Origin of the sequence: Butyrivibrio sp. MC2021 (assembly GCF_000621605.1) — a bacterium.
Lineage (GTDB): Bacteria > Bacillota > Clostridia > Lachnospirales > Lachnospiraceae > Butyrivibrio.
Genome location: NZ_JHXX01000001.1, coordinates 586,436 through 610,701, shown reverse-complemented (window position 1 = coordinate 610,701; position 24,266 = coordinate 586,436). Strand labels below are relative to the sequence as shown.

Sequence of the window (24,266 nt, the reverse complement as noted above, 5' to 3'; positions counted from 1 at the left end):
ATACTCCTGCTCATTTAAAATATCATACAGATGTTGCATATCCTCTATTACTATAGTTTTGATCATAGGGGGCTCCTCTCGTTAATCAGCCTGATTTCTCTCATTCATGATTTAATTGTAACTTCTATGGATGAGGCAGATTATAAAACTTTTGTTAAATAGCTGGTGCTCAAAAGTGCAATTACGTTTCAAAATGGGCGAAAAAACATGATGTACTGTCTAGCTAACACTTGAGAATTGATAATACAATTACTTTTAGGTTTATTTGTGATATTCAGTAACATAATTGTGTTATAAATGAGGAGAGTGAATAAATGAGCAAGAATGTGGTTAAAATAATTCTTTGTGTGATACTTTCTGTTGCACTATTATTGCCTTCAGTAGAAGCTATAGCTGCTGAAGAATTTTCAGAGATGGATTTAGTGGAAGAAGACTTTTCCGAAACAGAATTTGTTGAATTAGTTGATAATACAGAGGAGAATGCTTTTACATCAGAGAATATTCAAATAGTAGAAGATATAGAAGAGAGTACAGATCTTGCAATAGATGTCAGTGGTGATTATAGTGAATACGCTACTGGATATGTGCCATCAGAAATTCCTATACCGGTAAAACATAAGCAATTGGAAGAGGGAAATGATTCTTGGACCTTTTTTGAGAATCTTCCAAAAAGCTATACAACGCCAAATTTGCCTAAAGTAAGAGATCAGAATCCCTATGGAACGTGCTGGGCATTTGCAACATTAGGTCTTGCAGAGACTAGCCTTTTGAAAAAAGGGCTTATTAGTGATCCGGATTTGTCAGAACTTCATTTAGCCTGGTTTTTGAATAATTCAGTTGTTGATCCTTTAGGAGGAATAGAGGATAACTATTCCCGTGAGGGCATGAGTGCAATAAATGATGGAGGAGACTTTGAAGGAGCTTTTTTTACTTTGGCTCAATGGAAAGGTGCTGCAGATGAAGAAGTTGCACAATATGACAGAGATATTGACGTTGTAAGTTGCAGAGGCATTCAAGATGAACTTGCGTATGAGGATATTGCGCATTTAGAAAATTTTTATATAGAAAATGTTGACCTAGATGCTTTCAGGGATAGTAAAAACATTTCAATGTTGGCTCCTATAAAAAATATGATTTATGAATATGGAGCTGCCGGCATTACCATTTTGGTGCCAGGTATTTATGATATGAGGTCTGATCTTCCTAGATTTAATGTTCAGCACAACTGTTATTATAGCCCTGAGTCTGCTGGATCTGGTCATGCTGTAGTCATACTTGGTTGGGATGATGACTTTCCTAAGGAGCATTTTGCAATTGAAGCACCAGGAGATGGAGCTTTTCTCGTAAGAAATAGCTGGACGACGTCTGGTTCTTCTGATGAGAATAGCTTTTCCGGATATTTTTGGATGTCATATTATGAGGCTTCTTTAGGATCAACTTTCTATGCAGCAGATTTTAATGTTGCCTCAAATTATGAAAACAATTATCAGTATGATGGTTATAATGCTTCGTATGGTGGGTATAGTATAGGAGCAAATGTTTTTACTGCTCATTCTTTAGAAGGCTATAATGGAGAAATCCTGAAAGCAGTATCTTTTTTTAGTGATACTACAAATGTAAACTATAGAATAAAAATATATAAGGATGTAGTTGATGCACCAGACAGTGGGAATCTGGTCGAAAAAGCAATAACGACAGGGACTACCGGATATGCTGGCTACTATACAATTCCTTTAACTGAGGCTGTTGAGATATCAGCTTTGTCAAAATTTGCTGTAGTTGTAGAACTAGATGCTCCTGCTCTTCATAAGGAAATGGAATCTGATTGTACGCGTTCAAATCATGGAGAGAGCTTTAGCTACGATAGTTGCTGGGCTGATATGGAAAGTGAGGGAAATTTTAGAATAAAGGCTTTCACTGATAATGTTAAAACTGATGATGTGATTTCAGTGGAGGAGATAAAGTTTTCAAATATTAGTGATAATAAAGTTTCTTTAGGAGTAAATGAGGCATTTAAGGTTTCAACGACTATTCTTCCTGTTAGAGCTACGAATAAGAAACTAGTTTGGACAAGTTCTGATGACGATATAGTAAAGGTAAATAATGGACAGCTTGTTGGAATTACTGAAGGGAATGCAGTGATAACAGTTTCAACGGTCGATGGCTCTGTGGAGAACAAAATCAATGTCATAGTTGAGAAAAAATTACTTTCAATAAATATTAACCTATATGAGTGTGCTGATGGATCATACGAATACGCTATAAGCTATAATCCTTACGATTATGTTCCTAAAAGTGAAATAAAATGGACTTATGATAAGGATGTTTTGTCCATAGACAGTCAAGGGCGTGTTACAGAAAAAATGCTGGGAATAACTACTGTTAAAGCATTTTTAGATGGAGTGACTGCCACTAGAAAATACATAGTACACCCCAGTTCAAAAACATTCAGGTACAATGTTGAGAAAGGCAATGTGATTAGCTTTAGTTGGGAAAGAGCTAAGAATATTCAGGATTTTTCTTTAATTAGAAATGGTGAAAGCATATTGCCATATAATAATGGAGATATATTTGAATATCGTGATGAGGGCTTGAAAAAATCTGTTGCGGATGAGGTCTCTTATGAGTTTATATATGGTGATAATGATATACTTGCTCGGTATAGCTTCAATGTTGGTCTGGGCCCATATAATAATATAATATATCACCTTAATGGAGGCATTCAGAATCCTTACAATTACAGCAAATATTTGAGCGGCGTTTCATATCGACTTCTAGAACCGACTCCACCTGATGGGATGGTTTTCGAAGATTGGTATCTGGATGAGATGTTTTCAGTGAAAGTTGAACAAATCTCAGAGAACATGACAGGGGATATACACCTGTATGCAAAATATATAACTGAAGATGAAAATGAATGGAGAGATGTTCCAAGTGAACTTAGAGAGGTGTTTGATAATTCTGCACAGAATGTCTCAAAGAGTTATTGGTGTGCAGTGAAATATGAAGACCAATATTATATATTTTTAGATGGCTCTTGTAACGAGACATCCATAGAAATGCCATATACGGGTTCTGAAGCATGTTTCGACAGCATATTAGTTTTTTATGGTAAGAAACTTTTGAAAGAACAACGAGATTATACTGTATCATACAATAACAATGTTCAAAAAAGCTGGTGGTCATCTGTTTTAGAGGATAACCCCTATTTACGCATATACTTTATTGATGATGATAAGGTACATGATATTACTATTTGCTATTCAATCGTACAACCAACTTTGGAGAAGGCTGTTTTTTCTTCAAATCTAATTATTTTAAATGCAACGGACGGAGAAAGTCTTTCAAGTGTGAAGCCTGTTCTAACATATTATGGTAGCATATTAAATCCTGATACAGATTATTACCTTAGATATTATGAAGGGGAATCAGAAGTTAGCCCCTATACAGTGCTTGACCAGGCTGGAAAAATATACACCATATATGCTAATGGCATAGGAGAGTATATTGGAAAAACAAAAGATTATGTAACTGTTAAGGTTATTAGTAAATCGGAAGACTCAGAAGAATCAAAAGACTCGGAACAATCAGAAAAATCATTGTCTCTAAGTACAGTTAAGATAGCAGGATTAAAAACATCTGTAAGCTATACAGGAAGTATTCTTACTTTGCAGGATCTATTTAATAGCAATGATAAAAAATGCAAAAAAGAACACTGGGACGCAGTGACTTTATACTCTTATGATAGCAAAACTAAAGTAGTAACGCCGCTTATAGAGGGCAGGGATTACACGGTATCTATTGGAGAAAATGATAGTGTTGGCAAAGTGCCTGTAACATTTATTGGAATAGGTGGAGTTACGGGGGAAATTATTAAGACAGTAACAATAAAGCCACTTAATGCAGCTAAAGAATTTGATATTGAAGTAGAGAATACAACTTTTACCAAGGGCGGAGCTAAGCCTGAAGTTACTGTGACCTACGCCGGAAAAACTCTTATTGCCGGGACAGACTATACTGTTACATATAAGAACAATAAGAAGGCTGCACTTAGCACTGCTAAGAGTGCGCCATATGTAACCGTAAAGGCAAAAGGAAACTACTCCGGAACATCAAAGAAAGTTAAATTTTCCATCGCTCAAGCTGATGTATCAATTCTTGAGATGCAAGTAAAGGATGTTACCTTTAAGGCGAACGGCAAGAAGGGCTACTTCCTTGTAAAGCCTACATTTACAGAGGCTGGCAAGAAGGTTACTGTAGGTAAGAACAAAGACATAAATGCCGCATATACTTACACCTATGCAGAAGACACCAAATTAAAGGATGGAACAGTTAAGAAAGTAGGAGAGGTTGCTGAACCTACGGATAAGCTTTCTGGACCAACTTCTATCAAGCTTATTGCTGATATTGAGGCAGGAGGCGCTAAGAGCTCATATACAGGCAGCCATACTTTTGTATATGTTTATCGTGTTAAATGATGAGCTAACGAGAAAGTGTTGCACATAACATGCGCAGGATATGTGATTTTTGTATGAATCCATGGAGGTTTCAGCAAAGCAGTAGACCAATAAAACGGTCTACTGCTTTTGTTCGTAATACGACAACATAATGTAACTCAATATTGATAATGGCCATTGGTAAGAATAAAATTATAGTAGTGATTTTTTTATTCTGGAGGGAAAATGAATGAAAAGAAAGTGTAAGCAATTTTTGGGGCTGGCTATGGTAGGAATGCTGGCCTTCTCATCTCTTAGCGTAAATTCCTATGCGCAATCTTATATCCAAGAGGAATCATTTGAAGAGATAATTCTCACAGATGAAAATGATAACTCATTTGATGATCTGGAAGTTCTGGATGAGGATGAATCGCCTTTTGTAGAAGAATTTCAAAATGAAGAGATTATATATGAAGATGATACTTCTTTTGAAGGTTTTCAAAATGAAGTGATCCTTGATGATGATGACGATGAAACAGTTTTTGAAGATGATGAAGAAATATATAGAGAAATCAAAACTGGACATTACGGCATTGCAGCAGGGCTTAAAGAATATAGCACTGGAGTAACCAGTATCGAAGAAGCAGAAGCACGCCTGGCAGAACTTACTGCAGCCCTTCCGGCAGGTACTTACTTTTCAACAGATGGAGGGCCATGTAATCACAGCAGCTCGGAAACATGTGATAAGTGCAATTATATAAATGTCATGAAGCAAAGACTGGGAATGAATACAACTGGTCTGGCGGGTGGATGGACCTGTTACGGGTTTAGCTGCTTTGTGTATTATTATCTATTCCACCAGGATATGGGAAGGCGCATGAGTAGTACAGATACCAGATCAATTGTATGTGAGTGCCCTTTCAATGACGTAGTTAACCATGCTGTTCCTGGGGATATTTTAAAATACAACAGTCACTGGGTAGTATATTGCGGTAACAGTGGCGGTGGTCCTATTTGTTATGAAGCCAATAGCGGCGGAACAAATATTATTCGTTATGGAATAAAAACATTAAAAAATGGTAATACCACAACTTATATTTGGAGGAATTACAATTACGCCGCAGCACTGGCAGAAACAAATAAGGCTCCGGCTGATACCAAAGCTCCGGAAATACATGATATTCAGATTGGCAATATAACCGCTGATGGATTTGATGTTTCTTGTGTTGTTACTGATGAAACGTCAGTAGCAAAAGTCCAACTTGAGTCATGGCATTGCATGACTTTGACTGAGGATGAAACACCGACTAGAAAAGAAGAAAATAAGAAAATGATGGAAAGCAATTCCGGGCGATACACATACCATGTTTCCCGAGAAGCATGTGGAGGAAGGTATGGCCGCTATCAAACATATATATACGCCACTGACCAGGCAGGAAATGCTTCTGAAGTTTTTGCAGGTGTTACAATGCTTGGAACCTATGCGGATAGATTTAAAGATGCTTTTTTTATCATTATAACAGGAGTTTGTCCTGTTGGTTTTACTTACAGCGTTGGATTCTCATCTTTTCCTGATACCGACTTTGGAATTATTGCTAATAATTCATTTAAAGTGTGGTCAGAAAAAGCTGGAAGAGACTATGTGTTTGATGATGAACTTGCTATAGCAAATATTGTTGCACAAACTGGCGGAATGCGTGCTGGCGGAAGCGGTGATATCACTTATTACACATCTTATTTAAACTTTGGAGTATCAGATAAAGCATACGGGTATGCTGATGGAATATATCATTTGGAATACAGCGCCATGTTTACAGATGGATCAGTGTTGAACCTTGAAAAGACTGTAGAACTGAAATGCACAGGGGAACCCGCTAAAGAAATGACCTGGAACGGGCATACCTACAAGCTTTTCTTTGATAACATGAGCTGGGAAGAAGCAGAATTTGAATGTGAACGTTTGGGAGGCCATCTTGTAACAATCACCAGTGAAGAGGAATTTAATGCTCTTACAGATAAGGAAAATGGTCTTGTAAATAATATTTCATCAGGGGGGATTATTTCAGGTGCATTCCGTGATTATTATTATACCGGTGGTGGAATTGATCCCGTTAGCGGGAAAGTAAGCTGGATTACCGGCGAAGAAAGTGATTTTACCGCTTGGGAAAATGGGGGCGAAGGAATTGGATCTGATGATCATATTTTGATGCTAAAAGATTCAATACCATCTGCCAGTTATAAATATGGAATTTGGAAGTGGAGCAATGTTTCTGCCAATGCACATAAGTGCGGTTATATATGTGAAATTGATGGAAAGAAACCTGCAGGCAGACTTAAGCTCAATGAAACCAATGTGGAACTTACTTTAGGAGATAGTTATGAGTTATCCGGCATTGAGTTTCCTAATTATGCAAATGAAGATATTACCTTATTATCTTCTGATCCTGCTGTAGTATCAACAGATGGAAATGTGATAAAAGCAGTAGGTACAGGTGAAGCAGTTGTAACAGCATGGGATTTTAGTGGTTGGGAAAGTGCTGAATGTAAAGTAAAAGTTACAGTTCCATTGCAAAATGTCAGTGTTAATAAAACAAGCCTACTACTTAGACCTGGAGAATCTGTAGATCTTGTATGGAACGCTGTTCCGACAAATGCTTACCCTGTAAGCTTTGATTACTCTGTTCTTGAGCAGAAAGCAGACACTGAAGGAGAGGTGATCTCAATCGATGCATCTGATTCATCGAAGGGGCATATCGTCATATCCGGAGTAAAGGATGGCACTGCAAAAATAAAACTTGGTGTAAGTAGTGATGATAAGAGCTTTTACACTGAGTGCATGATCAAGGTACAAGATATTCCAACGGATATCGGCAATAACGAGGAAGATGGCAAAGAAAAGGATGAAAGGGAGGCATCAGGAGAGGACACTTCAGGTTTCTGGGTTGTCGGTATTGACTCACAGGGGTACGAATACACAGGGGCAGCCATTATTCCTGATGTGCGTGTATACTATGGAGATAAGTTATTAAGAGCCGGAACTGAATACAGTATAAGCTATAAAAACAATGTAAACGTTGGTGAAAACAGCGGCAGGATCCTTATTAAGGGATTAGGCGCATACAGCCAGACGCATACAGAATTTTTCACTATTAAAGCCTGTGATCTGGAAAAGAACCCATTAGTATCTGTCAGCGCATCAAGAGGAAGCAAAGGGGTATCCGTAAGCGTTTTCGTTGCCGGAAAGCTCCTTAAGCCGACCAAAGATTTTATTTTTAGTGAAGATGATACTACTGTTACGATAGAGGGAATTGGAAATTATACCGGCAAGCGTACGGTGGATATCCAGGATACAATTCCTGTTTCTATAAGTAATGTAGTGGTTAATCTTCCTAAGACAGTAGAGTATTCTGTAGAAGCGATAACTCTTTTGGAAAACGAATTGGTTGTTTCAGATAAGAATGGAAAGAAACTTGAAAAGAATAAGGACTACAACGTTCGTTATGAGAACAATAGAAACGTTGGTAAAGCAACAGTATATATTACCGGCATTGCAGATGGTAAAGGCACTGAGTATTTCGGAACAATTAAGAAATCTTTCAAGATAAGTTCTGCAAAGTTTACAGATGCAAACACCGAAGTAGAGGTAAATACAAGCGTAGCGTATCTAAAAGGAGGAGCAAAGCTAGAACCTACTCTTGTATGGACATGCTCACGTACCGGAAAACGTTGGCTGTTGCGAGAGGGTGTTGATTACAAAACATCATATGCAAAGAATAACAAGCTTGGAAGCAATGCAGAGTTGAAAATAAACGGACTTGGATGTTTCAAGGGAAGCAAGCTTAATCCAATAGTTTTTGCTGTTACTGCGCAGGACATCAGCAAGTTATATATTAATGCAGCAGATAAAGCATATAATGTCAAAAAGAAAGGTTCATATTACAAGAGTGCACCAGTTATCTATGATCTTAATGGTAAAAAACTGATTTTTAAGAAGGACTATACTGTGAAGTATCTGTATAATGAGGCAGAGCTTACAGAGAAAACAGTTCTTGAATCTGGTGATAGTATAATTGTTGAAATAACAGGTGTCGGAACCTATGCCGGCAGCAGTACTTCTGTAGATTACAGAATTGTGACCTATGCAAATGATATATCCAAGGCACAGGTGGCTAAGACAGCGCCTCAGGAATACACTGGTTCGACCATAATTCTTGACCCATTCCCGACAGTTACGATTAAAGGAATCGGAAACTTGGAATATGGTAACGATTTTGAAGTTGTGGGCTACTTCAACAATGTTAATAAAGGAACCGCAGCTGTGCTTATCCAGGGTAAAGGAGCGTATAGCGGAGCCAAAATGATAAATTTCAATATTGGCTCACAGAATTGGAAATAAACTGGAGAAACGGTACCTGGTACCAATCAGGGGAATTAACCAGTTTCTCAATAGGTTGGAAATTTCAGAGGAAGGAATCTATATGAGTAAAAGAACATGACGGAGCATATCCTGAAAACGGCGTGGATGTATTTATTGTAGCCCCAACGGTAGGCCTCTTATTCTTACCGGATTATCCAAGGGTGCGGACATGTGCTACAGGATACTTGAGCAGTACTATGGCGGAAACTCTGAGAGTGCTGCATCACTGCGGGATAATCTGATCGCTGTATATGCAATAGGCTGGGATATGACTGAAGAGATGGTCGCAAAGTACCCTCAGATCGTGCCTGCAAAAGGTGAAACAGATACCGGATGCAGCAGCGGTGAGCTTGAGTTGTTGCGCAATAAGTATTTAAAAGAGTGTTAGGAGCAGATAGCACAGACCGAGGTTATGTAAATGAACGATAGTATCAGAATACTTGAATATACAGTCTCCGGCGGCGAAGAGGGCATGTCTGTCAAGGATATCATGAAGACGGTTCTGGGGCTTTCTACCAAGGAAATAGCCAGATGCAAACAGTTTGATGACGGTGTTCTTCTAAAAAGAGACGGCGGTGATTTTGCTTTTTCCAGAGTGATAGAGAAGGTGAAGGCCGGGGATGTCTTAAGGATCAGCCTTCATGAGGACAATGACAATTCCTCGGAGATCATTCCTGCGGAAGGTACGTTGGATATCGTCTATGAGGATGAGGATCTGATTCTTCTCAACAAGCCCGGAGATATGGTGGTGCATCCTTCCTATGCCCACTACAAGGACTCCCTCAGCAATATCCTTGTGGGATATTATGAGAAAACCGCGCAGCAGCATGTTATCAGAGTTATAGGAAGACTTGACCGGGAGACCTCGGGACTCATTATTTTTGCCAAAAACAGGCACAGCGCAGCTCTTTTGTCGGATCAGACCAGGAATATGTCCAGGAGAAAAGAGTACCTTGCTCTGTGCTCCGGTGTGTTTGAAAAGACGGAAGGCACTGTGGATGCCCCCATCGGACAGATTCCGGGGGAGAGGATGCTTAGAGAAGTAAGAGAAGACGGTAAGGAAGCCATAACCCACTATAAGGTTGAGAAGCAATTTGAGGATTATGCTCTGGTACGGCTTCATCTTGATACAGGACGAACCCATCAGATAAGAGTGCATATGCAGTATATCGGTCATCCCCTTCTGGGGGATGGCCTCTATGGCACCGGCATCAGGGATCATCACAATATGAAAAGGACAGCGCTTCACGCTGCCCATCTTGAGTTTAAGCAACCCATATCCGGAAAAGAGCTTATTTTTGATGCTTCCCTTCCTGATGATATGGCAGGTCACTTGCTTTCTTGATAATGCCTTTTCCGTAGGTGCTTGTGAGCTTTTCGGTCATGGCATCAAGCTTTTTCATTTTACTGCTGTCAATGGTGGGCGCAGAATTCTGCCCCATCATATCAAATAGACTCATCTGTCTGTAGGAACCGTCGTCCAGTTTGGAGAGACCTACTCCCACAAGTCTTATCACTTCGCCCCTGGCAAAAAGGCCTGAGGTTCCTAAAAGGAGCTTGTCCGTCAGGGCCTTGGCATGGGTGAAGATGGCGTTTTCATCATCTGTGGAATTGTCCAGCTGAAGCTGGGCTGAATGTCTTTTAAAATTTCCTGTTTTAACCGAAACTGTTACCGTGCGGCCATATACATGGTCTTTTTTCATTCTGGCGGAGACTTTGCCGGAGAGATAACGAAGAACCGGGATAATATCCTTGTCATAACTGTCTGCCGTAAGATCTGAGGACAAAGTGGTCTCGTTGGAATAGCTCTTGGCGTCGTCATAGGAGCCGGAAACATTGGTGGAGCCGTAGCCGTTGGCGCTGGCATAGATATAGCTTCCCGCATTATCTCCCAGGATGGAAAGAAGCATATCAGGATCGGCATTGGCTGCATCACCGATGGTCCTTATACCTATGCTCTCTAGTCTCTGGGCTGTCTGCTTGCCGCAGCCGTAGAGATCCCCTATGGGAAGAGGCCACATTTTGGATGGGATCTCCTCAGGGAAAAGAGTGTGTATCCTGTCCGGTTTGGTGAAATCACTGGCCATTTTAGCCAGAAGCTTGTTGCAGGAGATTCCGACATTAACGGTAAAGCCCAGGGTGTCCCTGACTTCATTTTTTATTTTATCTGCGACACATATGGGAAATGGGAACTCTTTTGTTTCAAGGTCTTTGTACATGCTGTAGCTTCCCGAAAGGTCCATAAAGGCTTCGTCTACGGAGACCTGCTGGATCACGGGAGAGTATTTGTGAAGTATTTCTATGAAGGCCCTTGAATACATTTTGTAGGTGGCAAAATCAGACTCCACCAGTACCAGTTTGGGGCATTTTTGAAGTGCCTTTACCACAGGCTCGCCTGTGACGATTCCGTATTTTTTAGCTGGGATTGATTTTGCTGTAATGATACCGTGGCGGGATTTGACATCTCCCCCCACGGCTGAAGGAATAGTGCGCAGATCGACAGATCCCGGCTCCTCCTGGAGCTTTTTCAGGGCTGACCAGGATAGAAAAGCCGAGTTGACGTCGATATGAAATATGATGTTTTCGTAGGTTTTATAATCGGGAGTATTATACATTTTCCTGAATCTGCTGTGGCTCTGCAGGAGCAACCTTTTTGGGCCAGATGTTTGTGTCTCTTTCTTTTTTCTTATTTCCGAAGTAGAAGGTTACGGCGCATGCGATGATAAGGACGAGCACTGAGAAAACTGTTCCTTCAACGCCGAAGGCCACATTGTAGAAAAAGCTGTCTAAAGCGGTGGAGGCATCAAGTCTGAAAATTGAGAATGAAGCAACCGATCCGCTGTTGGGAAGACCCAGGACAATGTTCTGCATATAGTTCCAGGCTGTGTGTGCAGCAAAGGCGCACCAGATGCTGTCATAGTAGTAAACCATAAATGAGAACAGAAGTCCTGAGAGGCAGATATCAAGAATTGCAAGCCATGTAACTCCTTTATTGCCTAAATGAATAAGTCCGAAGAAGATTGAATTTCCGACAATTGCAACCCAGGGATTCTTAAAGCTTCTTCGAAGTCTCTGATAAATAAAGCCTCTGCAGATAAGTTCCTCCGCTGAAGACTGGATAAGCACAGCTATAAAGATCAGGATCAGCCATACCGGACGGAAAGAATCAAAGTAGAGATAAATATCCTTATGAAGCCATGCTCCAAGAGCGCAGAGTCCGTTAAGGCCACCGCCCGCAAGAAGTCCGATTCCAAACATGGCAAGAGTATTTCCTTTTACCTTGGGGCCTATAGCTTTGTATATGGGTCTGTTTGTTTTTAGAAGAAACCAGAGAAGTGCTACGATCCATATTCCGGCAAAAGAGAGATACATCGACAATGTATTGAAAAGTCCGGTATATTTAGTGGGATCTCCGGCAAAGATCATAAATGGTATGTAGCCAAGGAGACCACCGAATTCCAAAATCAGATATGCTGCAAGGAACGGAAAGATAATGATATCATTCCATCTGAAACCTTCATTATGAATTTTTGATAATAATTTTTTCATACTTTTTCCCCTTAAACGAATAATAGTTGCTGTCATATTAGTAGTATACTACATCTTGTGATGATGGTCGCATCAAATAATTAAATTTCAAAATGAACTATCAAACAGTGAAATAATAAACTTATTTTCATAAAAAAGTAATCTTAATTATATTGTTTAGCAAAGTTGGCTAAGGTAATATTTAAGTAGGAATATGGGGTGAAAAAATGTCATATTTCCTAAGCAAAAACTATGTTAGGAGATTACAATTATGAAAAAGTTAAAGAGAATTTCTTCAGTAGCATTGGCTGCTGTTATAGGATTATCCCTGATGGCTTGCGGAGCAGCTTCGGAAGAGAGCGTAGCAGATGTAGCTGCCGTTGAGGAAGCTACACATGATTTTCAGGCCATCGACGATCAGGCAGCCATAAGAGGACTTGATGAGGGCGTAGGCGAGTACTATATCGATGATGAGGCTATTGCCCTGGCAGGTGAAGCGGTGCAGACACAGGCAGCACAAGATGCATGTGAGGCTGTATATAATCTTATGAATCAGAGGAGAGCAGCACAGGGACTTCCGGCACTTGCTAAGAGTGACAAGCTCACAGCTGCAGCACAGGTTCGTGCCAGTGAGATCACAACTCATTTCTCACATACAAGACCCCATGGCGAAGCATTCTGGACAGTAGACAGCAGCGTACAGTACGGCGAGAACCTTGCAAAGCTCTATCAGTCAGCTGACAGCGTTTTCACAGCTTGGATGAATTCACCTACACACGCAGCCAACATTATGGATGCAGGATACAAGACAGTTGGTATCGCAATTTGCCAGACCGCAGACGGTAGCTGGTACTGGGCACAGGAATTTGGATATTAAGCGAGTCAAGAATAAAAGGCACAGCGCTTTGTTTACAAAGAGCGCTGTGCCTTTTTATTTTTGACTCGCTTAATATCCAATGTAGTGGGTATCACCGTTACTATTCACAGTCTTATGACTGCTCATAGTAACATTCGGGGCGATATTAAAGTTTTGCTTCGCAAAAGATCGCCCCCTCACTCTTGTATCATATTCTCACGAATCACGCAGCTAGTGCGTGATTCTACTGTGAATAGTAACGTATCACCTCTTCTACAATACAAAAATATGTGCTATCCTTATATGTAGCAATTAACTACTTTCCATCTATAAAGGAGCAGTTTATGCCACGAAAAAAAGACACCAACAACCTCACAGAGAAAGAGTTTCTTGAGCAGTATACGGATGCGATATATGACAAGCCCTCGGTGACCACGGATATTATGGTGCTGGGTGTTAAGGAAGATTTTTCCGGACTGAAGATACTGCTTGTCAAAAGAGATGAGCATCCCTTCCTTGACTGCTATGCATTGCCGGGAGGCTTTGTTCTGAAGAATGAGACTGCATATCAGGCGGCATCCCGTAAACTTAAGGATGAGACAGGGCTTGAGGATATTTATCTTGATCAGATATATACCTTTACCAAGCCGGACAGAGACCCCAGAACCTGGGTTATGAGCATCGCATATCTTGCTCTGGTAAGCAATGCTTCGGAGATAGAGACCAAGGGAGAGTGGTTCGATCTTAATATCGAGCCCGAGAGGATAGAGCTCTACAGCTCTGAATCCAATACCAGGATAGAGTACAGTATCAAGAATGAGAGCTTTAAGAACGGCAAGATAAGCTATGAAAACTGGGTGGCAACTCCTGCAACCAAAGAACTGCTTGCCTTTGACCATATCGAGATACTGATCGAGTCCTTTATAAAGCTGAGATCCGTATTTGAACACTGGGATCTGGCCTTTAACATGGCGGGAGATACCTTTACACTTCCTGATCTGCAGGCCCTGTATGAGCTTGTTCTTGGGAAAAAGCTCTACAAGACCAATTTCAGAGCCATGGTTACCCCTAAGATCGAGGCCACAGGCAGCAAGATAAAATCAAGGACCAGTAACAAGATGTCCGCGGAATACAAATACTCTTTATGATATTTTAATTTTTGCTGAATTGAATGGAAATGACTAAGTGTTATAATTTAGTTGACGAGGGAGTTGTTTCTTATAGGAGGTATTGCCATGTTTGGAAAATCTTCAAAGGAAATATATGTTAACAAGGAGACACAGCCCATTTCTGTTTCCGGCAGTAATGATTCTCCGTTTATGCAGGAGATGCTCAGGGGCGAAGAGAGAAGGAGAGTTAAACACAGCGACGATATTTACAATCGTCAGAACGGATACATTAAATAGAAAAAAGAATAATTATGATATTTTGCATAGTCAGCAGATTCCATTGATACATACGGAATCTGCTTTTTTTTTATGAAAATGATAAGACATTTTTAATTATTTTCCAGGCCCAAACAAACTATAATGTATATAAATGCATTATAAAATAACGTGTACTTTGCTGCAATATGGTGAGATGTGCGTGAATGGTGCACAGGGTGATTTTTAGTGAGGTGAATAATTATGAATAAAGGTCATTTTCTCCGGACATTAAAAGGCAAGATTCTTGTAATGGGTGTTCTTGGTATCGCCGCAGCAATTCTCATTGGTCTTGTGGGTATCACTTCCATAAACAGAAATGCCAAGAACAGTGAGATAGTATCCCTTGTGGATGAGATCAATGTATTACAATCCCAGAATCTGGCTAATGATGCTCTATATCAGTATTATGTGGATAAGAGCTATCTTGATACTACTTTGTCTAATCTCGATGAAATGGAGCAGAAGGCGGTGCAGCTTTCTCAAAAGGGCGATCCGTCAATTCAGGGCTCTGTCGGTTCGGTTATCGATAATATAGATCACCTGAAAGCAAACTATAATGAAATTTCCCGCATTCATTCAGAGAGAGGTTATGCGGATTCTGTAGGAAAGTACCAGGAGTATGCTGCCTCCAGCCAGGCCCTTCGGGACAGCTTCGGAAGCCTTGTAAATCATAATGACTGGGTAGAGATTCAGTGGATGACCTGCACCTTCGGTGAGGAAGGCACACCAGCCAGTGTTGACGGCAAAACCTATACAAAGGTCGAGTATGACCTTGATCTTCCTGAGACCGGCAAGCGAAATAGCCTTATTTTCCGTGTGGGAGGTACTTTTACCTACAAGGGAGCTTATTATATAAAAAATATCCAGTTGACTGACGGCTCGGAGGTAATTCCTGTGGAGCTTAAGGGGGGTGAAATAGCCGAGATGTCGGGAGACGGACTGGATAGCGCGGAAATAACAGATTTTGGCGGTGAAGCAGCTGTAAAGGTAACCGGTAAATTTGATGCCACCTATGAACGATGGGAAGAGGTTTCGATCACACTTTCCGCCGTAGATTATCCTATGGAAACCCATTCACATCTTAAGTATGAACTGTACCTTGATCCGGAACTTTATGAGGAAGGAATTACATATAAATATGGCGGAGCTGTTTCGGGAGTATACGGATTTTCTTCAAATCTTTCTAATCTCGATAGTATGGTAGCAGCATACAGCAAGCTTGTTGTGGAAGGAAAGGATGTATCATCAAATCTGGCCGAAATAGAAGGGCTTTTTACCGAGATTGGTGACAATATCCCGAAATATACCACAGACCCGGCTCTGGCGCAGGCATCTTTATCATGTCTTGAAACTAAAAAGACTGTTTTTGATCAGCTGAAAAAAGAGGATTCTACAACACTTTCTCTGAAAGCTGATAATGAAAATATAAAGGCTGAACTCAGCAGCCTTTGTGCTAGTGTTCAGGACTATGCTATCGAAAACATGAATATGGTAAGAGCTACGGTTACTGTTTTCATAGTTATCATTCTCATTATCAGTATCATTGTTCTCACCCTTATCCTGGCAAGAGTAAGCATTGGAATCAACAGAAGTGTAAAATCCTTTCATTCTGCGATTGAAGAGATAGCAGCGGGAAAAATAACAGTAAGAGCAGATGACTCCGGACATGATGAATTTGCTATTTTTGCATCAAGTCTTAACGGCTTTTTGGAGACCTTGGAAAATACCATCACACAGGTTAAAAATCTTACGGGAGTGCTGGCAAAATCAGGAGATCTTATGGAGGAAAGTGCCACCAGGACTAAGGTGGTAGCCGGGGAAATCAACGAAACCATAGGCGAGATCTCAAAGGGCGCGGGAGAGCAGGCCAAGGATATAGAGACCTCATCTCAGAGAGTAATGGATATTATATCCAATATTCGGGGAATCACGGATAATGTATCAAATCTTTCGGAAAGAGCAGTTTCCATGAGCAGCGATGGCCAGGAAGCCAAGGCAAACATGAACAATCTGACTGTTTCCAGTACCTCCACCAATGAGGCTTTCGGAAAGATTGTTGAGCAGGTAAATAAGACAGATGAATCCGTAGGAAAGATCCAGGATGCAGTAAGTCTTATCTCATCCGTGGCTAATCAGATAAATCTTTTGTCATTGAATGCAAGCATAGAGGCTGCCAGAGCCGGTGAGGCGGGAAAAGGCTTCGCTGTAGTAGCCAGTGAGATATCCAACCTGGCAGATCAGACCAATCAGTCCACTGCAATAATTGAAGGAATCATAAAAGGACTGTCGGAAGAATCAAATAAGACAGTGGCTACTATAAACGAAGTGACCACCATGATAGAGAATCAAAAGAATAGCATTGATTCAACAAGCAATATATTTGCCGGTGTAAGCGATGGAATCAGCTTTACCAGTGAAGCAGTGGAAGATGTGCTTAAGCAGGCAAAAGACTGCGAGGAATCAGGGCAGACGGTTGCCGATCTGATGACAAATCTATCCGCCATATCAGAAGAAAATGCGGCTTCTGCGGAGACTACATCCACTGCAATGACAAGACTTAACGAAGAAACAGCCAAGCTTGCGGATGCATCCGCAGAGCTGAAGGAACATGCTGATAATCTTAAGCATGATCTGGAGTTCTTTGTGCTGGAAGAAAAATGAAAAATCTTTAAGAAAAACTGTTGACATATCCGGGATTATTAATTATATTGAATATGTAATCAATGAATGAGCATTCAATGAAATAAAATTCAATAAATAATCTCGGAGGCGCGGTATGAAGAAATTTAACAAAGTAGTGATCATCGGTGGTGGAGTTGCAGGACTTTCAGCAGGTATCTATGCACGTATAGCGGGACTTGAGGCAGAAATCTATGAGAAGAATTCCATTCCCGGGGGCGAGTGCATCGGCTGGAACAGAGGCGGTTATCATATCGACAACTGCATCCACTGGCTCACAGGAACCAGGAAGGGAACTGAACTCTATGATGTTTGGAAGACTGTTGGGGGCCTTTCCGATGATACACAGTATGCTGACCTTGATTCTTTTTACACCTCCTGTGTCGATGGTCAGAGAGCTACTCTTTACAAGGATCTTGAGAGAACAAGAAGTGAGCTGACAGCTATTTCTCCTGAGGACAAGGAAGAGATTGATAAGTTCATACAGTATGTGGAGGATTCCAAGAGCTGCCTTATGCCGGCAGATAAGCCTATGGATATGTTCACTGTCGGTGATTACATCAGACTTGGCAAGTCCATGGGAGAATTCATGAACGTCATGAAGGAACTCTCCAAGGTTTCCATAGAGGAATACAGCAGACGCTTTAAATCCCCTGTGCTGAGACAGCTGATGTGCGACTATCTTCCCAAGGACTATACAGCATACTCACTTCTTGTTTCTTATGCTTCAATTGCCGATGAGAACGGAAATATTCCCATGGGCGGATCTCTGCAGCTGTCCCTTAGAATGGAGAAGCGCTTTAAAGAGCTTGGTGGTAAGATCTTCTATAACAGTGCTGTTAAGGAGATCGTAGTTAAGAACAAGAAGGCTCAGTCCATGATCCTTGAGAACGGCACAGTTGTTACCGGAGATTATTTCATTGCAACTCTGGATACCTCATTCCTTTTTGGCAAGCTCCTTGATGAGAGCTATATGCCAAAGGCCTTTAAGAAGGCTTATGAGGAACCTTCCAAATATCCCGGAACCAGCGGCTTCCAGGTGGCCTTTTCAGTAAATAAGGACTTCAATCCCGGAGAGACAGTGTTTATCAATATTGATCCAATTAAGGTCGGAGCCAACACATTTAGCAGAATGTATGTTAAAGTATATGGGTACGATAAGACTTTTGTTAAGGGGGACAGACAGGTTCTTCAGAGCAATTTCTGCCAGCAGGATGATGACTATTTTGCCTGGAAGGCTATGAGCCCTGCTGAGTATAAGGAGACTAAGGAGAGGCTTGCCAGGGCGGTTAAGGAGAGAATCGAGAGCTTTTTCCCTGAGGTGAAGGGAGACCTTGAGATCCTTGATACCTGGTCACCGCTTACCTACGAGCGCTACTGCAACGCTTATCACGGAAGCTACATGAGCTTTGTGACTACACCTTACGGACCTCAGGTTAGAGAAAAGGGTACAGTGAAGGGCATCAAGAACCTTTGCTTTGCCGGACAGTGGAATTCATCACCGGGAGGACTTCCTGTAGCAGTTACCAACGGCAAGTTTGCGATCCAGAGAATATGTCACAAAAAGAGTCTGTCATTAGGGGGAGAGTATGACGAGAGAAGAACAGAAGGAAGAGCGAAAACAGGCAATACTTATGACGGCCTTGAGGCTGTTCGTGGAAAAAGGGTATCATGAGACCAAGGTAAGTGATATAGCTGCAGCTGTGCCCATGAGTACAGGCCTGATGTTTCATTATTTTAAATCAAAAGAGGAACTTCTGATGGCGCTGGTCATCATGGGACAGAAGTATACCGGTGCCACAGGAGAATACGGGGATATACCCGGAGATCTTTTCCTTAAGGGAATGATCGGTGAACTTTTTAAATATGCCAAGAAGGATCCCTTTGTTGCAAATATGTTTGTGCTGATGGCTCAGGCCAGGCGTGCCGGAATGCCTGAGGAGATCAGAAAGGTTGCTTCCTCCACAGGTGCGGTGGAGAACACTGCATTGCTTATAGCAAAGGGACAGAAAGAAGGAATTTTCCGTCAGGGCGATCCCAAACTTCTTGCCATGTGCTTCTGGTCTGCATTCCAGGGGATCATGGAGGAGATGACCATTGATAAGAATCTTGACACCCCGGATCCGGAGTGGCTCGTAGCTATACTTAGAGCGTAAGAGTAGTAGGAGGAGTATGAGAAATGCGTGAGAAAATGAAACCGGCGGTGCTGGCTCTGCTGATAGTCCGCATATGTCTGTGGATCGTTGCTTTGGCAGCAACAATCTATTGGATGTATTATTCAATCAAGCTTCACAGGGAGGGCATATTTGTTCCCGAGGAGTATTCGCCGCGTCTTAGGCCTGTGCTGTACACCTGTCTTATTATCTCAGTGGCAGCAGTGTGCATCAGCTTCGTGCTAAGAGCAATATCAGTAAGGATCAAGAACCAGGGCGTAAAAGAGTAATAAGCTCAGACTTTTCGTAGCAGCAGCTCTACAACGAAGCCATTATCATTGTAGTATTCCATGCCTCCTCCCTGCCTGTTCATGTAGGTCTTGCACAGGTACAGGCCAAGACCGTAACCGGTCTTACCCTGAGTATTTTTACCGCGATAATATTTTTCAGCGATAAGTGGAAGGTCGTCCTTGTCGACGCCGGGGCCGCTGTCGCTGATTTTTATTTTGATGAAGCTTCCGGTCTTTCCGCCTTCCATCATCATATCTTCGGTCTCAGAGAAATGGACTCTGATATCGGTCCCTGCATACTTGGCGGAATTGCCGATTATGTTTTCAATGACCTGCTCCATACGTCTTGAGTCCATATAGACAAGGCATGGGTAGATGTGGTTTTCGATGATGATATTTCCAAGGTTCGAGAGGCTTTTTATTCTATCCTCCAAAATGACAGTGCTTTCTTCGCTGACATTTATATCTATTTTTTCCATTTCTTCCAGGTTGGCGTGCATAACGTCGCTCATAAGAGAGCTTACGCTGTCAGCCTTAGAAGAGATGGTTCTTATCTTATCAAGAGTGTCGCTGCATTCCTCGACTCTGGCATCCCGCTCAGAGCCGGAGAGGGAAGTTGATGCTTCCGCGAGCTTTCGGGAGTATTTGAGTTCCATTACCTCGCAGGTTGCATTTATAACCGCAAGAGGAGTTTTGATATCGTGGCTTAGTCCCTGAACCAGCTCTTTTCGTGCAATCTCAGACTGGCGTTCCCTGTCGATGGAGAGTTTAACCTGTTCGCGCATGATATCAAAGCCTTCCACGAAGGCTCCGAACATGTTGTTCTTGCGGATGGGCAGGGACTTATCCAGATCCCCCTTTGCAATATCGGCCGCAAAGTTTTTCAGATCTTCTATTGGTCTTAAAAGGGCTGAGTACATATAGAACATCAAAAGATAGCCACATACAAGTACCGCTATCCACAGCAGTATGGTGGCCTTCAGAAAGGAAATTCTTATGCTGTTTAAGTTTTCCTGCTTGTCGTTCCAGGCGACCTTGCCGACGTAGTCACCGTCAACATTAAGGTCAAGAACAAGAGCACCGGATGCATATAGTTCGGAAAGCTCCACATCATCAATTTCTTTGGCCATGATGATATGGCATGAGTATCTGGCTTCGATATCTTCCTCATTCATGCCTTCCGAAATAGCCTGCTCCACCTGGTGCAGCTGATCGTTGTAGAATACGAGATCCCTTTTGCTGATCACGTTCGCCTTACTAAGATTGAAGAAGATGACGATGACGATCAGCATAAATATGGTAAAAGAAATAAAAATCCGTTTTAAACTTTTCATGGCAGTTCCAGAATGTACCCCGTCCCCCAAACTGTTTTGATGAGCTTTGGCTCGTTGGGATTCTCCTCAATCTTTTCCCTCAGTTTCCTTATGTGCACGTTAAGAGTGCTGTCGCTGAAAAAAGTATCTCCCCATACTTCATCAAAGAGAACTTCCTTTTTGACTATGGTATCGTGGTGCTTGTAAAGGCAGTCCAAAAGGGCATATTCCTTGGCTTTGAGAGCGATGCTAGTTCCGTTTATGACAACGGACATGGTGGGATAGTCCATGAAAAAGCCCTTTTCCGTAGAGGTGGCAGCTTCGTCGGCACTGATAACCGGTACGGTTCCCATCTGTTCCATCTGCCTGATTCTCTTTAGATTGACCTTGACCTTGGCAAGAAGAACTGAGAGACTATAGGGCTTTTTAATGTAATCATCCCCCCCGATGGACAGGGCGATCAGCACATCATCATCGCTCTGCCTGGCGCTTATGAACAGGATAGGGAGCTGCATGTCTTCACGAAGTTTTTTGCAGACATCAAAACCTGTTCCGTCCCCCAGGTTAATATCCAGAAGGACCAGGTCTGTTGTATTTCCTTCTTCAAAAAAGCGAAAGCAACATGTCGCACTGTCCACATATTCGGTGGAAACGTCGAACATCCTGAAGTACTCGGCTGTCATCTTAGCCAATTCAATTTCATCATCCAAAATAAGACAGTTATAATGCATAGTTAAAAATCTCCAATATGCTTATTGTATCATAATCATATTATTCTTCCGTGATCATTTTTACGGGATCAAGGTTTTTTATCCTTCTTCCCATGAAGGCAGCAGTAGCCAGGGCAACTCCGCAGATGATAAGTGCTGTGAGGATGAAGGACAAAAGACCGATACTGAAATCCATCTTCTTGAAGCCGAAGATTATCATAGTGGTTACCATGAGCTTGCCCCCGAGGAAAGGAGACAGCAGAAGTCCGATGGCTACTCCGATCATTACGGAAGGGAAATTTGATATCATGACCTGCTCAATGAGCTGCCTTGAAGTAAAGCCAAGGGCTTTGCTGACACCTAAATTTCTCCATTGTCTGTTGATATTGGTCCTGACTATAAGGGACTCAACAAAGGCAACGATGAGGATAGTAAGGAGCGCAACAAAATATGCAAAACCTTTTATGCCACCTGTAATAAGGCCTATGGTCTGACGGGATGCCTCTGCAAAATCATTGGCTGTTACATCGGGATAGACTTCATTAAACTCTTTTTCAAAATCCGCAAAAGTATATCCGGGATTTAAGTTTACATGGATACTCATGGTATCGGGCAGGGTGGTGGTCTTTGCAAGGCCCTCAAGAGTCATGAAGGCCATATAACCCATATTGTTCATGGTCTGGCAGGTGCCGCATACAATAAAGGATTCCTCTGCCATTTCATTTTTTACAGTTACCACATCACCCATGGAAACCCCGAGCTTGTTGGCGGCATTTACCGCCAGAAGAACCTCATTGGAGTACTTTGGCCATCGGCCTTCAAGAATAGAGCCTCCCATAATGGTTGAAGTGTCGGAGAATGCTCTGGTTGTCAGGGACTCCTTTTTCTTTTTGTAATAGAAATTATTCCCCATTCTTATTTCCCGGCGGGTATTTTTGACACTTTTAAAGGTCGCAACCGTTGATTCCATGGCTTCATCGCCAACAAAAAAGGCATCATATACATCAAAACCGGCAATTTTAAGGACTCCTTCATCGGAGCCATAAGTATCAACCATGCCAAAGGCAACAATTGTAGAAATGGTAAGGATCATCATAATAAAAATGACGCCAAGCTGATTCCTGAATTTGCCGAAGGTATCCTTAAGGGCAAGGGTAACCGGGATTGAAAAAGAACTTTTGTCAAAGGCAAAAAGATTTTTTTTAAAGTTGTGGGTGTTAACACCGCCGCGAAGAGCAGACAGAACGCTTATCCTGCTGTATTCCCTGCCAAGAAGGATGGTAAGCAGTGTGACAAGAAGGACAATACTCAGGAAAACCAGCAGTACCACAGGAATGTTTACCGGTTGATTCCAGGCAAGGCCAAGGGTAATGAGAATCAGGATTCCAATCTTGTCTATAAGAAGTGCGCCTAGGAGGATTCCCAGGGCTGACCCAAGGCCTGCAACCAAAAGAAGCTGGAATAAAAGGATAAATACAAGCTCTTTTACTGTATAGCCGGAGGCCTCCATAATGGCGGTGTTCTTCATGTTGGTCATGATAAAGTTTTTTACGCTGAAGTTTATGATAACTATAGCGATTACCAGTATGATCACTGCAAAAAGAAATATCAGCGCAACGAAGATCAGGGGAAGGATCATGGAACCTGTCTTCATAAGAGGTGCCGGAAGGATATTCAGGTTCACAGATCTTTCGGGATACAGCTTGGTATATTCGTTGTACCAGGTAGTTAACTCGTCACCAACCTCATCTGACAGCTTATTTACATCAATGTGCTTTCTTTTGGCGGTGTCGGTAATCTGGGTCTTGATATAGCTGCTTTCTTTTGCTCCGACCTGGTTTTCAAAAAGAACATCCTGATATAGTTTTTCGGAAATGTATGTCTTATAGGTTCCCATATTCATGGGAGAGCAGTAGATATTATCTTCGTTGTAACCTGCTACCTTCATATCATAAATGTTGTCGCCGATCTTAAGCTGCAATACAGAGCCTATCTTAAAAGATGTACTTAAGGATATGGGGATAATGGCTTCATTTCCTGAAAGGCCGGTAGCGTCGCAACTAAGGGTCTGGATCTCGGCTTTTCTTTCGTAGCTGCTGAGATTAAAAGGATAATCGATCCAGGTTTTGCTGCCTTTGGCCCTGTATTTTGAGTTGCAGTAAAGATAGTCTTCAACTTCAAAGTTTTTCAGGTATACATTGCCTTTAATGATCTCTTCAGCCTTTGAAAGAAGATCTTCGTTGTAATCCGCTATCATAAGAATATCGGCGGCGTTTATCTTTTCCATGTTGGTGTCCACGACTTTCCCTGTATCCGCAAGGAAAGAAGCGCTTATGAATATGAACAGAGCAGCAAGCATGGACAGGATAAAGAAGGTTATCATGTCGCTTCTCTGCTTTTTTATATTATTCTTTGCGATAAAGAAATATCGGTACACGGTTTTTTCCTTCCTAATAA

The 24,266-nt window shown here is 41.7% G+C and carries 16 protein-coding genes; 11 read left to right on the top strand and 5 right to left on the bottom strand.

The window, feature by feature from the left end:
• Positions 1-314: 314 nt before the first annotated feature.
• The 4 genes from T359_RS0102450 to T359_RS0102435 all read left to right on the top strand — a co-directional run bounded on the left by T359_RS0102450 (position 315) and on the right by T359_RS0102435 (position 10,198).
• A complete protein-coding gene (locus T359_RS0102450; protein ID WP_026516106.1) occupies positions 315-4,478 on the top strand; it encodes a lectin like domain-containing protein in 4,164 nt (1,387 codons plus the stop codon).
• 208 nt (positions 4,479-4,686) lie between these two features.
• Entirely contained in the window at positions 4,687-8,832 is a 4,146-nt protein-coding gene (locus T359_RS0102445; protein WP_026516105.1) for a C-type lectin domain-containing protein, read from the top strand.
• A 130-nt stretch (positions 8,833-8,962) separates the two neighbouring features.
• The gene (locus T359_RS0102440; RefSeq protein ID WP_081795311.1) at positions 8,963-9,241 is read left to right on the top strand and encodes a DUF3089 domain-containing protein; all 279 of its coding nucleotides are present in this window, start codon (positions 8,963-8,965) and stop codon (positions 9,239-9,241) included.
• A gap of 30 nt (positions 9,242-9,271) precedes the next feature.
• A complete protein-coding gene (locus T359_RS0102435) occupies positions 9,272-10,198 on the top strand; it encodes an RluA family pseudouridine synthase (protein WP_026516103.1) in 927 nt (308 codons plus the stop codon).
• Here the strand turns inward: T359_RS0102435 and T359_RS19020 are convergent.
• Together T359_RS19020 and T359_RS19015 are read right to left on the bottom strand one after the other, a co-directional pair.
• On the bottom strand, positions 10,146-11,468 hold the full coding sequence (locus T359_RS19020) for a DNA polymerase Y family protein (RefSeq protein ID WP_035783474.1): 1,323 nt from the start codon (positions 11,466-11,468) through the stop codon (positions 10,146-10,148). The genes T359_RS0102435 and T359_RS19020 overlap by 53 nt on opposite strands.
• Positions 11,461-12,402 carry a CPBP family intramembrane glutamic endopeptidase gene (locus T359_RS19015; protein ID WP_197027045.1) on the bottom strand — a complete coding sequence of 314 codons (942 nt, stop codon included), beginning with the start codon at positions 12,400-12,402 and terminating at the stop codon, positions 11,461-11,463. The genes T359_RS19020 and T359_RS19015 overlap by 8 nt, the downstream gene beginning before the upstream one ends.
• Before the next feature lie 250 nt (positions 12,403-12,652).
• On the opposite strand from T359_RS19015, the gene T359_RS0102420 reads away from it, so the two are divergent.
• The 7 genes from T359_RS0102420 (at position 12,653) to T359_RS0102390 (ending at position 19,786) form a co-directional block, all read left to right on the top strand.
• Positions 12,653-13,258: a CAP domain-containing protein gene (locus T359_RS0102420; RefSeq protein WP_051544866.1), complete on the top strand. Its 606-nt coding sequence runs from the start codon at positions 12,653-12,655 to the stop codon at positions 13,256-13,258.
• 323 nt (positions 13,259-13,581) lie between these two features.
• Entirely contained in the window at positions 13,582-14,385 is an 804-nt protein-coding gene (locus T359_RS0102415) for an NUDIX domain-containing protein (RefSeq protein ID WP_026516101.1), read from the top strand.
• 87 nt (positions 14,386-14,472) lie between these two features.
• The gene (locus T359_RS22345) at positions 14,473-14,643 is read left to right on the top strand and encodes a hypothetical protein (RefSeq protein WP_155839957.1); all 171 of its coding nucleotides are present in this window, start codon (positions 14,473-14,475) and stop codon (positions 14,641-14,643) included.
• Positions 14,644-14,865: 222 nt separating this feature from the next.
• Entirely contained in the window at positions 14,866-17,325 is a 2,460-nt protein-coding gene (locus T359_RS0102405; protein ID WP_026516100.1) for a methyl-accepting chemotaxis protein, read from the top strand.
• 115 nt (positions 17,326-17,440) lie between these two features.
• Entirely contained in the window at positions 17,441-19,018 is a 1,578-nt protein-coding gene (locus T359_RS0102400) for a phytoene desaturase family protein (RefSeq protein ID WP_026516099.1), read from the top strand.
• Positions 18,933-19,499 (top strand): TetR/AcrR family transcriptional regulator, encoded by a 567-nt coding sequence (locus tag T359_RS0102395; protein ID WP_026516098.1) that lies wholly within the window; start codon positions 18,933-18,935, stop codon positions 19,497-19,499. The genes T359_RS0102400 and T359_RS0102395 overlap by 86 nt, the downstream gene beginning before the upstream one ends.
• A 23-nt stretch (positions 19,500-19,522) precedes the next feature.
• Positions 19,523-19,786 (top strand): hypothetical protein, encoded by a 264-nt coding sequence (locus T359_RS0102390; RefSeq protein ID WP_026516097.1) that lies wholly within the window; start codon positions 19,523-19,525, stop codon positions 19,784-19,786.
• A 5-nt stretch (positions 19,787-19,791) separates the two neighbouring features.
• Here T359_RS0102390 and T359_RS0102385 read toward each other — a convergent pair whose 3' ends face one another.
• Genes T359_RS0102385 through T359_RS0102375 form a run of 3 tightly spaced genes read right to left on the bottom strand, consistent with a single transcriptional unit; the run spans position 19,792 to position 24,246 of the window.
• Positions 19,792-21,120 (bottom strand): HAMP domain-containing sensor histidine kinase, encoded by a 1,329-nt coding sequence (locus tag T359_RS0102385; protein ID WP_026516096.1) that lies wholly within the window; start codon positions 21,118-21,120, stop codon positions 19,792-19,794.
• Positions 21,117-21,830, bottom strand: a complete 714-nt coding sequence (locus tag T359_RS0102380) for a response regulator transcription factor (RefSeq protein ID WP_026516095.1) — start codon at positions 21,828-21,830, stop codon at positions 21,117-21,119. Before T359_RS0102380 ends, T359_RS0102385 begins: the two co-directional genes overlap by 4 nt.
• A gap of 40 nt (positions 21,831-21,870) precedes the next feature.
• Positions 21,871-24,246, bottom strand: coding sequence for an ABC transporter permease (locus T359_RS0102375; protein WP_026516094.1), 2,376 nt, complete (start codon positions 24,244-24,246; stop codon positions 21,871-21,873).
• Positions 24,247-24,266 lie beyond the last annotated feature (20 nt).

Bases quoted from the DNA above. Each gene is read 5' to 3' on its own strand.
- T359_RS0102450 (WP_026516106.1), top strand. From the start codon at position 315: ATGAGCAAGAATGTGGTTAAAATAATTCTTTGTGTGATACTTTCTGTT.
- T359_RS0102445 (WP_026516105.1), top strand. From the start codon at position 4,687: ATGAAAAGAAAGTGTAAGCAATTTTTGGGGCTGGCTATGGTAGGAATG.
- T359_RS0102435 (WP_026516103.1), top strand. From the start codon at position 9,272: ATGAACGATAGTATCAGAATACTTGAATATACAGTCTCCGGCGGCGAA.
- T359_RS19020 (WP_035783474.1), bottom strand. From the start codon at position 11,468: ATGTATAATACTCCCGATTATAAAACCTACGAAAACATCATATTTCAT.
- T359_RS19015 (WP_197027045.1), bottom strand. From the start codon at position 12,402: ATGAAAAAATTATTATCAAAAATTCATAATGAAGGTTTCAGATGGAAT.
- T359_RS0102420 (WP_051544866.1), top strand. From the start codon at position 12,653: ATGAAAAAGTTAAAGAGAATTTCTTCAGTAGCATTGGCTGCTGTTATA.
- T359_RS0102415 (WP_026516101.1), top strand. From the start codon at position 13,582: ATGCCACGAAAAAAAGACACCAACAACCTCACAGAGAAAGAGTTTCTT.
- T359_RS22345 (WP_155839957.1), top strand. From the start codon at position 14,473: ATGTTTGGAAAATCTTCAAAGGAAATATATGTTAACAAGGAGACACAG.
- T359_RS0102405 (WP_026516100.1), top strand. From the start codon at position 14,866: ATGAATAAAGGTCATTTTCTCCGGACATTAAAAGGCAAGATTCTTGTA.
- T359_RS0102400 (WP_026516099.1), top strand. From the start codon at position 17,441: ATGAAGAAATTTAACAAAGTAGTGATCATCGGTGGTGGAGTTGCAGGA.
- T359_RS0102395 (WP_026516098.1), top strand. From the start codon at position 18,933: ATGACGAGAGAAGAACAGAAGGAAGAGCGAAAACAGGCAATACTTATG.
- T359_RS0102390 (WP_026516097.1), top strand. From the start codon at position 19,523: ATGCGTGAGAAAATGAAACCGGCGGTGCTGGCTCTGCTGATAGTCCGC.
- T359_RS0102385 (WP_026516096.1), bottom strand. From the start codon at position 21,120: ATGAAAAGTTTAAAACGGATTTTTATTTCTTTTACCATATTTATGCTG.
- T359_RS0102380 (WP_026516095.1), bottom strand. From the start codon at position 21,830: ATGCATTATAACTGTCTTATTTTGGATGATGAAATTGAATTGGCTAAG.